Annotated in this window: 13 protein-coding genes; all 13 read left to right on the forward strand. The window is 62.6% G+C overall.

What is annotated here, in order from left to right; translation table 11 throughout:
• The first annotated feature begins 123 nt into the window (after nucleotides 1-123).
• The 13 genes from KBX19_RS03695 to KBX19_RS03755 all read left to right on the forward strand — a co-directional run bounded on the left by KBX19_RS03695 (nucleotide 124) and on the right by KBX19_RS03755 (nucleotide 13633).
• The gene (locus tag KBX19_RS03695) at nucleotides 124-1236 is read left to right on the forward strand and encodes a hypothetical protein (RefSeq protein WP_255997494.1); all 1113 of its coding nucleotides are present in this window, start codon (nucleotides 124-126) and stop codon (nucleotides 1234-1236) included.
• 70 nt (nucleotides 1237-1306) lie between these two features.
• The gene (locus tag KBX19_RS03700) at nucleotides 1307-1963 is read left to right on the forward strand and encodes a M23 family metallopeptidase (RefSeq protein WP_255997496.1); all 657 of its coding nucleotides are present in this window, start codon (nucleotides 1307-1309) and stop codon (nucleotides 1961-1963) included.
• 92 nt (nucleotides 1964-2055) lie between these two features.
• On the forward strand, nucleotides 2056-2865 hold the full coding sequence (locus KBX19_RS03705) for an RNA methyltransferase (protein ID WP_255994871.1): 810 nt from the start codon (nucleotides 2056-2058) through the stop codon (nucleotides 2863-2865).
• A gap of 66 nt (nucleotides 2866-2931) precedes the next feature.
• Nucleotides 2932-3555: a DJ-1/PfpI family protein gene (locus KBX19_RS03710; RefSeq protein WP_255997497.1), complete on the forward strand. Its 624-nt coding sequence runs from the start codon at nucleotides 2932-2934 to the stop codon at nucleotides 3553-3555.
• A gap of 103 nt (nucleotides 3556-3658) precedes the next feature.
• On the forward strand, nucleotides 3659-4012 hold the full coding sequence (locus KBX19_RS03715) for a MarR family winged helix-turn-helix transcriptional regulator (protein ID WP_255997534.1): 354 nt from the start codon (nucleotides 3659-3661) through the stop codon (nucleotides 4010-4012).
• A gap of 61 nt (nucleotides 4013-4073) precedes the next feature.
• Nucleotides 4074-5162, forward strand: coding sequence for a phenylalanine--tRNA ligase subunit alpha (gene pheS, locus KBX19_RS03720; RefSeq protein ID WP_255997498.1), 1089 nt, complete (start codon nucleotides 4074-4076; stop codon nucleotides 5160-5162).
• 23 nt (nucleotides 5163-5185) lie between these two features.
• The gene (gene pheT / locus KBX19_RS03725; protein ID WP_255997499.1) at nucleotides 5186-7693 is read left to right on the forward strand and encodes a phenylalanine--tRNA ligase subunit beta; all 2508 of its coding nucleotides are present in this window, start codon (nucleotides 5186-5188) and stop codon (nucleotides 7691-7693) included.
• Nucleotides 7694-7749: 56 nt separating this feature from the next.
• On the forward strand, nucleotides 7750-8835 hold the full coding sequence (argC, locus tag KBX19_RS03730; protein ID WP_255997500.1) for an N-acetyl-gamma-glutamyl-phosphate reductase: 1086 nt from the start codon (nucleotides 7750-7752) through the stop codon (nucleotides 8833-8835).
• Between the two features lie 18 nt (nucleotides 8836-8853).
• A complete protein-coding gene (gene argJ, locus KBX19_RS03735; RefSeq protein WP_005290282.1) occupies nucleotides 8854-10023 on the forward strand; it encodes a bifunctional glutamate N-acetyltransferase/amino-acid acetyltransferase ArgJ in 1170 nt (389 codons plus the stop codon).
• Nucleotides 10024-10977, forward strand: coding sequence for an acetylglutamate kinase (gene argB / locus KBX19_RS03740; RefSeq protein ID WP_255997501.1), 954 nt, complete (start codon nucleotides 10024-10026; stop codon nucleotides 10975-10977). It abuts the gene before it with no gap.
• The gene (locus KBX19_RS03745; RefSeq protein WP_255997502.1) at nucleotides 10974-12182 is read left to right on the forward strand and encodes an acetylornithine transaminase; all 1209 of its coding nucleotides are present in this window, start codon (nucleotides 10974-10976) and stop codon (nucleotides 12180-12182) included. Before argB ends, KBX19_RS03745 begins: the two co-directional genes overlap by 4 nt.
• Nucleotides 12179-13123, forward strand: coding sequence for an ornithine carbamoyltransferase (gene argF / locus KBX19_RS03750; RefSeq protein ID WP_255997503.1), 945 nt, complete (start codon nucleotides 12179-12181; stop codon nucleotides 13121-13123). The genes KBX19_RS03745 and argF overlap by 4 nt, the downstream gene beginning before the upstream one ends.
• Nucleotides 13124-13633: an arginine repressor gene (locus tag KBX19_RS03755; RefSeq protein WP_255994877.1), complete on the forward strand. Its 510-nt coding sequence runs from the start codon at nucleotides 13124-13126 to the stop codon at nucleotides 13631-13633. It begins immediately after the preceding gene.
• Nucleotides 13634-13684: the final 51 nt, after the last annotated feature.

Raw genomic sequence — 13684 nt, forward strand, 5'->3', positions numbered from 1 at the left:
GTCGACGCCCCGTGCGCCACGGTTCGCAACCTGGCCGCGGGGCGCTCGGCTTACGGAACCTACCTGAGAAGGCTGTTGTGAGTGTAGGTTGAACCCCAACAGCGAGGTCAGGAGGGTATCGGTATGGCGGTGAGAGTGGGCGGTGCGCCGTCGGAAAGCGCGTGGCTCTTCTTCGACCGTACGCTGAACACGTCGTGGGGTACGTCTGCAAAGCCGCCCAGCGAAGATAAACCGAAGCGCAAGCCGAATCCCGTGGTGAGAGCGATGAAGGATTTCGCGATGCAGTTGATTGGTCTCCACCTGGGGTACTTGCTCCCGGTTGCCGTGGTTCTCACGTTCGGATTGCCGGCGGTGCTGGTCATCGTTTTCTTCCTGAACATTGAGCGGATGAATTCCGGTGTCGGTGGTCTGGTCATGTTCGCAATCTTGATAGCGCTGGGAATCGCGTGGTTCTTCGTCATGAAACGCATCGTGTCTGATCCCGACTTTCCTCATTCGATCTCGAGGAAGGCGCGCGGCGTGCTGACCAATCCGCTTGTGAAGCAAGCGCAGCGCGGCACGTTCAACGGCATCAACGAAGTTCCGCACGCCTTGCCTTACGCGCGAGCGTTGTTTGAACGGCAGCAGCGCGGGCTCGAACTAGAGAACATGCTGCCTTTTGACGTGCAGATCGCTCACGACATCGAGTTGAACCCCGGCCGGAGTTCGAATCTCATTCGCGTCGCGGAAACTGAGGTGCGCGCAGTCAACCCCATTGCGTTTACTCGCGTCGATTCCGCAGCCTCGGCCACGAACCCGGACCCGAACGACCGTTTCCTCCGGGCACTGGTCGACGAAGCCCGATCGACGAGGACCCTTCCCGTTGGGCATATCATTTCCACCCGTGGAGGCGTTGTTGTGGCAGACGTCAAGTACTGGCGCGGCACACTGACTCAGACATCGAAGCACACCTTGGTGGATCATGCCCTCGGTCTCGAGGAGCTGTCGCGCCACCGGTCGGTGACCGCGCTCGCCGAAGCAGGACGGTTCATCAACGGCGGTGACGTAGCTTTGATCCTCGTCATCGTTGTCGGAGGCAAGGTCGAGGGCGGACAGCTGGAGACACGAATGAAGGGGTTTCCGGTTGTCGTCGCTGAGTGGGAGGAAGCAATGTCGGTTCTCCACCACCTCGACGCGAAGAAGAATGTCGAACCGGTCTCTATCGACACCATTCTCGAGAACAGCCCAGTTGCTTAAGCAGGGTGGGTGCGCTGCCATGAAGTAGCTACGCGCTAGGTAGCGGCGTTCACTCGGTACTCTTGGGGGTGTGGCAGAAGTTGTCGAGCTCGACTTCCCGTTCACCGGTTGGTGGCGCGCACGTAATAGCCCCGCCCGCCGGGTGCCCAGTCACGGCTCGCACATGCTGGGGACTACGTACTCAATTGACTTCATCGGTCTGTCCGAAGGTGGTCGCACCGCGCCGTGGAGCTGGTCCACTCCTTTCGGATTGGAGGATCCGGAGTCGTTCCCGTCATTCGGGCGCGACGTGCTCGCTCCCGTTGGCGGGGAGGTGGTGGAGGCATGGGACGGAATTGCAGACCATGAAGCGCGCCGGTCGCCGTTCCGGCTGCTGCCGTACGTGCTTGGCCAGCGGAAACGCTTGCGCACCGGCGGCATCCGGGCAATCACCGGAAATGCCGTGGTGGTGCGGTGCGCAGCAACCGGGTACTACGTTGCTCTTGTGCACCTGAAGCAGGGGAGCGTGACGGTAACAGTCGGGGATAGTCTCCGTGCCGGCGAAGTGATCGGCCAGTGCGGAAATTCGGGGAACAGCACCCAACCACACGTTCACGTGCAGGTGACTGACTCACTGGACTGGATGCACTGCACAGGCATCCCAATGGCTTTTCGTGCGAGCCCGGATGAGACGGCGTGGATGCCGGGGGAGAACGAGATTTTCCATGTTGCCGAAACGCACCGGTGATACGCGGTGGCGGGTACCACGATGACACGGATGCACGCGAAAGCGCTTAGCATCGAAGTCACATTGCACCCGATTCCGGAGGCTGTCGCCTAATGGCTCTCGACTTTTCTGAACCGTTCACCGAACGCACCCCGCGCGTGGTCAACGCCGCCAAGCTGAACCGGGCAGCCGGCCGGAAGAAGGCTGGTCGGTTCCTTGCAGAAGGAGAGAATTCGGTGGAGGCCGCCGTTGCCACGGGCGCGGCAACAGACCTCTTCGTCACTGAAGCCGCTGCCGATCGCTTTTATGACGTAGTGACCACCGCCGCCTACATGGACGTGTTCACTCACGCCATCACGGACAAGGCCGCCCAGTCTCTCACTGACACAGTGCACACAACCGGCATTTTCGCCGTGTGCAAGCCGGTGACCTGGACGCTCGGCTCTGTGCTCACAGGTCGCCCCAAACTCGTCGCGGTGTGCGTGGGCACGAATGATCCGGGCAATGCGGGAACCATCATCAGGCTTGTCGACGCGCTCGGTGCCGACGCCGTCATTTTCGCCGGTGACACAGTCGACCCAGAGTCCCCGAAGGTAGTCCGTTCTTCTGCCGGCTCGCTCTTCCACGTGCCGGTGGCGCGTGAGCGCGACGTGAACGGTGCGATTGGTCAACTCCGAGCAGCGGGTCTGAAACTGGCGGCGACCACAATGGGCGGAGAAGTCTCGCTCGACGACCCCGGCAATGCGCTTGATCAGCCGACTGCCTGGCTGTTCGGCAACGAGGCGCACGGGCTTCCCGACGATGTACTGGCTGCCGCTGACTATCGCGTCTCCATCCCGATTAAGGGCTCGGCCGAGTCGCTGAATCTTTCCACGGCGGCGTCCATCTGCCTGTGGGAATCCGCCAAGATGCTGGGGGATTGAACCTTTAGCCGAGGCACGGTGGAACGGGGCTAGCGCCCGGGCAAGAATGACAGTATGCTGTCATGTATGACCAAGCTGCTAGCTTGCTACGCCACAGACACCATGGCCGACTGGGAGTTTGCCTACCTCACGACGCTGGTTGCTCGGGCGCAGCAAGCGAAACGGGGGACCTGCGAGATCCAATTCGTGGGAGACAGGGTGGAAGACGTTCACACTCTCGGCGGTTTGAACCTCAAGCCAGATGTTGATCTCGACGAGCTTGATCTCAACCAGTTGAGTGTCCTGGTCATTCCAGGAGGGGACACCTATGGCTCGGGTCATGAACCACTCTTAGAGATTGTCCGAGAATGCGAAAGGCAAGGAGTGCCGGTTGCCGCCATCTGCGGCGGCACTCTCGCACTCGCGCGGGCTGGAGTGCTCGATCATCGCAAACACACCTCAAACGCCGCGGAGTTTCTGGTCGGGACCGGTTATCTAGGGGCCGACAACTACTCGGACGCGCCCACGGTAAGCGACAGGGGAGTGATCACAGCGTCTGGCATCTATCCCGTGCAGTTCACGGCCGCTGTTCTGCGTGAGATTGATTTGCTCTCAAACGTCCTCATCGACTCATGGGAGAAGCTCTACTTGGGTGACCCTGAGGCGTTCCAAGAGTTTATGGAGGCTCTAGGTGCCTGGCAGAACGCCTGAGGGGGACGCTCTCACAGACCTCGTTCTGCCCCTCTTTGAGGTCGCCGCTGAACTGGAGAGCGCAGCTATGTCGATCACGGATGGTACGAGTCTGTCGCCAGCGATGTGGAAAGTTCTGGGCTTGGTCATCGATGAGCCATTGACGGTCGCGGAGATCGCCCGCCGATTAGGAAACGCGCGGCAGAGCGTGCAAAGACTGGCTAACGTTGCCGTCGAGACGGGGGCAGCACAGTGGCAAAGCAATCCCGCGCACAGACGTTCGCCTTTGCTCGCACTCACTCCAGTAGGCAAAGCCAACCTTGCTGAACTCCGGCCGCGCCAACACAGGTGGGCGAATGCGGTTGGCGGCAAGATGGGCGAGGAGGACTTGCAATGCCTCTCGAGCCACGCCGAGAAGCTTCTTAGTGCCTTGCGGGATGTGAGCATTGATAGGGCCCAGCTCACGGTAGCCGAATAACTGGGCCTTGCCGCGGGGAAACCGAGGTGCGCAGGTATGCTGGTGACCGTTTTGAAAACGTATGTCTGGAAAGGCGCGGGTGAACGGTAGCGTGGCTGATCAGAGCACTCCCACACCGGAAATCGAATTGACCGAAGAGAGCTTGAATGCCGCTGCAGATGCAGCCATCGCCGCCTTTGAGGCTGCGGAGGATCTCACCGCCCTCGAGGCCGCTAAGCGCGAGCACCTTGGTGAGCAGTCGCCGATCATGCAGTCACGCAAGGCGCTGGGCACGCTACCCAAGGACCAGCGTAAAGATGCCGGACGGTTCGTGAACATGGCCCGCGGCCGGGCTGAGAAACGCTACAGCGAACTGCACTCTGAACGTGAGGCGGAGTACCGCGAGCAGCAGCTGCGCGAGGAGAAGGTCGATGTCACCCTGCCGACGTCCCGTGCACAGGCCGGTGCAATGCACCCAATTACGACTCTCAGCGAGAACATTGCAGACATCTTCATCGGCATGGGTTGGGAGGTTGCCGAGGGGCCGGAGGTTGAAGCTGAGTACTTCAACTTCGACGCGCTCAACTTCATCCCGGACCACCCGGCGCGCACGCTGCAGGACACGTTCTATGTCGGCAGCGTGGGCTCACGCCAGGTCATGCGCACCCACACTTCACCGGTACAGGTGCGCACGATGCTCGAGCGTGATCTGCCGATCTATATCGCATGCCCGGGCCGTGTGTTCCGTACGGATGAGCTCGATGCGACGCACACGCCGGTCTTTCACCAGGTGGAGGGGCTCGCCGTCGATAAGGGCCTGACCATGGCGCACCTGCGTGGCACCTTGGACCACCTGGCCAAAGTCCTGTTCGGGCCGGAGACGAAGACGCGCATCCGCACCAACTACTTCCCGTTCACGGAGCCGTCCGCGGAGGTGGATGTGTGGTTCCCGAACAAGAAGGGCGGCGCCGGCTGGATCGAGTGGGGCGGCTGCGGCATGGTCAACCCGAACGTGCTGCGTGCGGTCGGCGTTGACCCGGAGGTGTATTCCGGTTTCGCGTTCGGGATGGGTATTGAGCGCACGCTGCAGTTCCGCAATGGACTGACCGATATGCGCGACATGGTTGAAGGCGATGTGCGGTTCACCCAGCCGTTCGGTGTGCAGGCTTAAGGGATAAGGGGAGGAAAAGAAAGATGCTGATTTCCCAGAACTGGTTGACGTCCCAGCTGAACAACGCCGGCAACCCCGGCTGGACCGTGAGCGCTGAGGAGCTCGACGCCGGCTTCGTCCGCGTGGGGTTTGAGACGGAAGGCTTCGAGCCGCTGCCGGAGACCACCGGCCCGCTCGTGGTCGGCCGCGTGAAAGAGATCGAAGAACTCACGGAGTTCAAGAAGCCCATCCGTTACTGCCAGGTCGACGTTGGCCGGGCCAATGGCACTGGCGAACTGCAGGGCATCATCTGCGGCGCCCGCAACTTCAAGGAGGGCGACCTCGTGGTCGTCTCGCTCCCAGGTGCCGTGCTGCCGGGCGGCTTCGAGATCGCCGCGCGTGAGACCTACGGACACATCTCCAACGGCATGATGGCCTCGGAGGCGGAGCTCGGCTTCACCGCCAAGAGCGACGGCATCATCGTCCTTGAGGAAGGTGCCGGCACCCCGGGCCAGGACGCCCGTGAGGTGCTCGGCGGCCCGGATACGGTCTTCGACGTCAATATCACCCCGGACCGCGGATATGCGCTGTCTGCACGTGGTCTCGGCCGCGAGGTCGCTTCCGCATTCGACCTCGAGTACAAGGACCTTGCCGCAGATCCGTCTATCGCGGGCATCGATGTCAGCGATGTTCCGGCCCCGGCCGGCGATCTCATCCCGATCACTCTTGAGGAGTCCGCGAAGGCGCAGCGCTTCGGCCTGCGCATGGTCGAGGGTATTGACCCGAAAGCTCAGGCGCCGTTCTGGCTCAAGCGCGTGCTCATGCTCGGTGGTGTCCGTTCCGTCAACGCCGCGACCGACGTGACCAACTTTGTCATGCTGCTCACCGGCCAGCCAATGCACGCCTTCGACGCTGACAAGATCGCCGGTGGTCTGCGCGTCCACAACGCTCAGGGCGGGGAAGAGTTCGAGACGCTCGACCACGCCAAACGCACCCTCACTTCGAACGATGTGGTCATCTCCGACGACAACGGCATCCAGTCGCTCGCGGCGATCATGGGCGGCACGACCTCGGAAACCTCCGACGAGACCACCAATGTCTACTTCGAGGCGGCATCGTGGGACGCGCTCACCGTCGCACGCAGCGCACGCCACCACAAGCTCAGCTCTGAAGCTTCTCGACGTTTCGAGCGCGGCGTCGACCCCGCCATCATCGAAATCTCCCTCGACATTGCCTGCGCACTGCTGGCAGACATCGCTGGCGGCACCATCTCCGACAAGCGCACCCTCGTCGGCGACGTCAAAGACCGCGCGCCGATCGAGATGCGAGTGAGCCGCCCGTCCGAGCTCATCGGTGTCGACTACTCCAAGGAGACAGTCGTACGCCGCCTCGAAGAAGTGGGGTGCGCTGTAACGGGCGACGACGAGACTTTGCGCGTCACCCCACCGACGTGGCGCACTGACCTCAACGAGCCGGTCGAGCTGATCGAGGAGATTGTTCGTCTCGAGGGCTTGGACGATATTCCGCTCGAGCTGCCGACCCCGCGCGGTGGTCGCGGCCTGTCCCCGGTGCAGCGCCGCCGCCGCGCCGTCACGCACGCGCTAGCGTACTCCGGCTATGTGGAGATCATTCCGACGCCGTTCATGCCCAACACGGTTTTGGACACCTGGGGACTCGAGAGTGGCGACAAGCGCCGCAAGACCGTGCAGGTCCAGAACCCGCTTGATGCCGACTACGCCGTACTGGCCACGACGCTGCTGCCGACGATGCTCGAGGCCGTCGGCCGCAACGTCGCTCGGGGCCGCACGGACCTGGCCCTGTACTCGGTCGCGCAGACCGTGTTCAAGACCGCCGACGAATCTCCGATGCCGAGCGTGCTGGAGCGTCCGACTCCGGAGGTGCTTGAGGAGCTCATCGGTTCCCTGCCAGAGCAGCATCTGCACGCCGCTACCGTGGCGATCGGCAACAAGGAGCTTGAGGGCCCCTGGGGCAAGGGTCGTACGTATACGTGGGCGGATGCGATCGAGTCGGCTCAGATCGTCGCTAAGTCCTGCGGTGTGGAACTGGACATCGGGTCTGCCGAACACCTGCCGTGGCACCCCGGACGTTGTGCGCAGCTTTCCGTCGATGGCAGCGTTGTCGGCTACGCGGGTGAACTCCACCCGCAAATTCTCGAAGCCCTCGGTCTGCCCGAGCGCACCTGTGCGATGGAGATCGATCTGACCGCGCTACCGATGAGCGAGAACCTGCCGGCTCCGGTTCTCTCGGCGTTCCCAGCACTGCACCAGGACATTGCGCTCGTTGTCGATGATGACATCCCGGCTGAAACTGTGCGTCGCACGCTCGTCGAGACGGCAGGCGAGCTGCTGGAAACCGTTGAGCTTTTCGACGTCTACCGCTCCGACGCCCTCGGCGACGGTAAGAAGTCGCTCGCATTCGGTTTGGTGTTCCGTGCCTCTGACCGCACTTTGACGGACGAGGAAGCTAATGAGGCTCGCCTGGCTGCTGCGGAAGCGGCTGCTCAACGTCTCGGAGCCCAGATGCGCGCATAAAATGAATATGGTGGAATAGTTTGCAAGTGTCTGGTCAGATGCGTAGCATGACCGCTATGACAGACAACCAGGGCACTGCAACCGGTACTGACACCGTCACCGTGGCTGTTGCCGGCGCCACCGGGTATGCGGGCGGGGAGATCCTCCGCCTGCTGCTCGGACACCCGCGCTATGCCGACGGGACGTTGAAGATCGGGGCGTTGACGGGCAATTCCAATGCAGGTCAGGGCGTCGATACGCTCATGCCGCGCCTGCCGCAGCTCGCGGACCGCGTCATTGAGCCGACGTCGCCGGAAACATTGGCCGGCCATGACGTTGTCTTTCTCGGCCTTCCGCACGGATTCTCTGCAGAGATTGGCTCTGCTCTGCCGGAGGAGACCCTCGTGCTTGACTGCGCTGCGGACTTTCGCCTGCGCAATGCCGACGATTGGACAAAATACTACGGCGGCGAACATGCAGGCTCATGGCCGTACGGCATTCCGGAGATCCCGGGTCGCCGCGAGGAGATCGCCGCGGCCAAACGCATTGCGGTCCCGGGCTGCTTCCCGACGGGCGCTACCCTCGCCGCTTTGCCTGCCGTTGCACATGAACTCGTGGAGCCGCGGCTCAACGTCGTCTCCATCACCGGTGTTTCCGGTGCCGGCAAGAAGGCGAATGTTGACCTGCTGGGGGCAGAAACCATGGGATCGCTGAAGGCCTACAACACCGCCGGCAAGCACCGCCACACTCCCGAGATGGTGCAGAACCTGAGCGAGGTCACGGAGAAGGACGTGAAAGTCAGCTTCACGCCGGTGTTGGCACCACTGCCGCGCGGGATTCTCACCACGGTCACTGCTCCTTTGACGGAAGGGATGACCGAGGATGAGGCGCGGGGCGTGTACGCGGAGTACTACGCGGGCGAGCCATTCATCCACCTCCTGCCGAAGGGCGTACAGCCCCAGACACAGAACGTGGTCGGGTCCAACATGTGCCACGTCCAGGTGGAGGTCGATCAGGATGCGGGAATGCTGCTGGCTACCTCGGCGATTGACAACCTGACCAAGGGCACGGGCGGTGCCGCCGTGCAGTGCATGAACATCGCGCTGGCTGAGATGGGGTTCAACGAAACGGACGGACTGCCCCGGGCGGCAGTCGCGCCCTAAGCAGGTGAAGGAGAGACAATGAGCGCATCTGAGAAAACGGGTGTGACAGCACCCGCAGGCTTTAGCGCCGCGGCAACGACGGCCGGAATCAAGCCGTCCGGAAAACCCGACCTGGCGCTGGTGGTCAACCATGGCCCGCGCTTTGACGCCGCCGCAGTGACGACCCGCAACAAAGTCGTCGCATCACCGGTGAAGGTCACTCGTGACGCGATGACGACGGGCTCACTGGCCGCCGTGGTGTTCAACTCCGGTAATGCCAACGCCTGCAATGGCCGTCAAGGCGATGTGGACGCAGTGGAGATGCAGTCGCTGGCAGCCCAGTCGATCGGCGTAGCACCCGAGGATGTCGCGGTGTGCTCCACGGGCCTGATCGGTGAACTCATGCCCATGGACAAGGTCCGCGCAGGCATCGAAACACTCGGTGGCCAGCTCGGCGACAACGGTCATGAGGCTGCTGTGGCCATTCTGACGACTGACACAGTGGAGAAGCAAGCGCTTGTAGAGCGCGACGGGTGGAGCATCGGCGGCATGGCCAAGGGCGTGGGCATGATGGCCCCGTCGCTGGCGACCATGCTGGTGTGCTTGACTACCGATGCTGATGTGTCTGCGGGGGAGTTGGATCAGGTGCTCAAGGAAGCGTCGAAAAGCACCTTCAATACGCTCGACATTGATGGAGCGACCTCGACCAATGACACTGTCATCCTCATGGCGTCGGGAGCTTCTGGTGTCCAGCCCGACAAGAGCGAATTCGCCGGGGCTATCGGTGAGATCTGCGCTTTTCTGGCTGACCAACTCCAGGCGGACGCTGAGGGTGTGACCAAGCGCGTAGCCGTCACTGTCGAGGGCACTGCCGACGATGAGCAGGCTCTCAACGCCGCACGCACGATCGGACGCGACAACCTGTTCAAGTGCGCCATGTTCGGCTCCGATCCGAACTGGGGCCGCGTGCTCGCCGCGGTGGGCATGGCGGATGCGGAAATGGACCCGGACAACATCAGCGTCTACTTCAACGGCCAGCCGGTCTGCGAGGGCAGCACTGGTGCACCTGGTGCGCGCGAAGTCGACCTCAGCGGCATTGACGTTGACGTGCGCGTTGATCTCGGGACTGGCGGACCCGGAACGGCCACGGTGCGCACCACTGATCTGTCCTACGCCTACGTGGAAATCAACTCGGAGTACTCGACGTAAATGGAACCTTCACAGCTCTCCCGGGCTCTCTCCAATCAGGACCGGGCACACGTGCTCGCCGAAGCTCTGCCGTGGCTGCAGCACTTCCGCGACAAGATCGTCGTGGTCAAGTACGGCGGCAACGCCATGATCGACGAGGACCTGAAGTCCGCCTTCGCCGCTGACATGGTCTTCCTGCGCACCGTGGGTGCGAAGCCCGTCGTCGTGCACGGTGGCGGGCCGCAGATCACCGACACGCTGGGGCGTCTGCAGCTCGACGGCGGCGAGTTCGTCGGCGGGTTCCGCGTGACTACACCAGAGATTCTCGATGTGGTGCGCATGGTGCTCTTCGGCCAGGTCGGCCGCGACCTGCTGGGCCGCATCAACTCGCACGGGCCGTACGCGGTGGGCACCTCGGGCGAGGATGCCGGACTGTTCACGGCGGAGAAGCGTCTTGTCGAGGTCGACGGGGAACTGACCGACATCGGTCTCGTCGGTGAGATTGTCGATGTTGACCCGTCTGCAGTGATGGACATTATCGACGCTGGCCGCATTCCGGTGGTCTCCGGCATTGCCCCCGGAGCGGACGGAAACGTCTACAACATCAACGCCGATTCTGCTGCCGGCGCACTCGCTGCCGCGCTCGATGCTGAGCGCCTCGTTGTACTCACCAACGTCGAGGGCCTCTACACCGACTGGCCGAACAAGGACTCGCTCGTGTCCAAGATCGAGCTCGAGCAGCTCGACGAAATCATGCCGTCGCTCGACTCCGGAATGATCCCGAAAATGGAAGCCTGTGTGACCGCTGTGCGTGGGGGCGTCAGCGCCGCCCACGTCATTGACGGACGGATCCCGCATTCCGTGCTGCTGGAGCTGTTCACCATGGGAGGCATCGGCACCATGGTGCTTCCCGACGAATACGACACCGCGAACTATCCCGACGGAACCGTATTCAGGAAGGATGATCTGCAGTGAGCAACCAGCAAGCTCTCGGGCAGTGGACCGAGGCGCTGATGAATACCTACGGCACCCCGCAACTGCCGCTGGTCAGCGGCCGCGGCGCCACGGTGCGCGACGCCGACGGCAACAGCTACCTCGACATGCTCGCCGGCATCGCAGTGAACTCACTAGGTCACGCCCACCCGAGACTGGTGGAGGCCGTCGACAGCCAGGTCCGCACGCTCGGCCACATCTCCAACTTCTTCGCCTCCGAACCAGCACTGAGCGTGGCTCAGTCGCTCAAGGAGCGTTTCGGTGATCCGTCTGCAAAAGTCTTCTTCTGCAACTCCGGTGCAGAGGCGAATGAGACTGCGTTCAAACTCACCCGCTTGACCGGCCGCACGCGCGTGCTGGCGGCGCTCGATGGCTTCCACGGCCGTACTATGGGCTCGCTGTCTTTGACCGGCCAGCCAAGCAAGCAAGCGCCCTTCGAGCCGCTCGTGCCTGGGGTGGAGTTCTACCGTTACGGCGACATTGACCACCTGCGCGAACTCGTCGAGCAGGACCCGACGCAGACTGCCGCCGTCTTCCTTGAGCCGATCCAGGGTGAGACCGGTGTCATCCCAGCGCCGGAGGGATTCCTAGAAGCGGTCCGCCAGCTGTGCGATACCCACGGCATCCTCATGGTCGTCGATGAAGTGCAAACCGGTGTCGGACGCACCGGTGCCTTCTTCGCCCACACAGCCTCCGGGGTGCAGCCGGACATTGTCACCATGGCCAAGGGGCTGGCCGGCGGGCTACCGATCGGCGCTGTCATCGCGCGCGGTGATGTGGCCGATATGTTCACGCCCGGTTCCCACGGGACCACCTTCGGAGGCAATCCGATCTCCTGCGCGGCTGCCCAGGCAGTGCTGGAGATCGTCGATGATCAGTTCTGTGCTCAGGTGAGGCAGAAGGGGGAGGGGTTGGCCCGTGACGTCGGTAAGCTTGACGGCGTTGACCACGTGCGTGGCCGCGGGTTGATGCTCGGCGTCGTGCTGGACAGGCCCGTGGCGAAAGACGCCGTGCAGATTGGGCTGCAGCACGGTGTTATTCTCAACGCCCCCACTGAGTCTGTGCTGCGCCTGACTCCGCCGCTGGTGATCACCGGCGACGAATTGCGCGCAGCAACGGACGCGATCGCAACTACGCTGGAGGAAGCACTGTCCCGCTTTGCCAGCACCAACGGAGGACACCAGTGACCACACCACGCCACTTCCTAGCCGACGACGATGTGACCCCCGCTGAACAGACGGAGATTCTGGCTCTCGCGGCCGAGATGAAGCGCGACCGCTATTCCCGCCGCCCGCTCGAGGGACCAAAGTCTGTTGCTGTTCTTTTCGATAAAACGTCGACGCGCACCCGTTTTTCCTTCATGGCGGGCATCGCTGAGCTCGGTGGTTTCCCGATTGTGGCCGAGACCGGCAACTCGCAGATGGGCAAAGGTGAGACTTTCCAGGACACTGGCGCGACCTTGTCGCGTTACGTCTCCGCGATCGTGTGGCGCACGTACGCGCACTCGAACTTCACGGAGATGTCAGAGGGGGCGACAGTGCCGATCATCAATTCGCTTTCCGACGATCTTCACCCCTGCCAAATCTTGGCCGACCTGCAAACAGTGATCGAGAACCTATGCCCGGAGGACGGCCCGGCGGGCCTGCAGGGTAAGCATGCCGTTTACCTAGGTGATGGCGACAACAACATGGCGAATTCCTACATGATCGGCTTCGCCACCGCTGGGATGGACATCACCGTCATCTCCCCGGAGGGATTCCAGCCGCGCACGGAATTCGTGGAACGCGCGCAGACCCGCGCTGCAGAGACAGGTGCAACGGTCGCCGTCACGTCTGATGTGGCGGCCGTGGATGGTGCTGATGTGGTCATCACCGACACGTGGGTGTCCATGGGCATGGAAGCAGACGGCAAGGACCGCCGTACTCCGTTCCTGCCGTACCAAGTGGATGCAGCGATGATGGGCCGTGCCAGCGACGGCGCGATCTTCCTGCACTGCCTTCCGGCGTACCGCGGCAGTGAAGTCACGGCTGAAGTCATCGACGGCCCACAGTCGCGCGTGTTCGACGAGGCAGAAAACCGCCTGCACGCGCAGAAAGCGCTGCTTGCCTGGCTGTTGGAGAACCAGTAGATGAGCGCACCGAATTCACGTACCGCGCGCCAAGCGAAGATCCTGGCGATTCTCGATCACACCCGGGTGTCCTCTCAAGTGCAGCTGTCCGAGCTGCTACTGGATGAGGGCATCGATATCACCCAGGCCACTTTGTCGCGCGACCTCGACGAGCTTGGAGCGCGTAAAGTGCGACCGTCGGGCGGCGGGCGTTCCTACTATGCAGTCGGGGAGGAGGCCCAGTCGTTCCAGGCCTCGCCAAAGGGGCCGCGCGACAAACTCCGCCGGATGCTCGCGGAACTGGTGGTGTCTGTCGACTACACCGGCAACATCGCAGTACTGCGCACACCGGCGGGTGCTGCGCAGTATTTGGCCAGCTATATCGACCGGGTTGCGTTGGAGAAAGTCGTGGGCACCATCGCTGGCGACGACACCATCTTCGTGCTGGCACGCGAACCACTCTCCGGCAGGCAACTCGCCGAGGAATTCATGGGCGACCGCGTCGACGGTGCCGAGGACGCTGAAGAGTAGACTTTCTTCGGCTTAGATCTCAAACAGAACCAATTACACAGATAAGCAAAA

This window comes from Corynebacterium sp. CCUG 71335, assembly GCF_024454075.1.
Classification (GTDB): domain Bacteria; phylum Actinomycetota; class Actinomycetes; order Mycobacteriales; family Mycobacteriaceae; genus Corynebacterium; species Corynebacterium genitalium.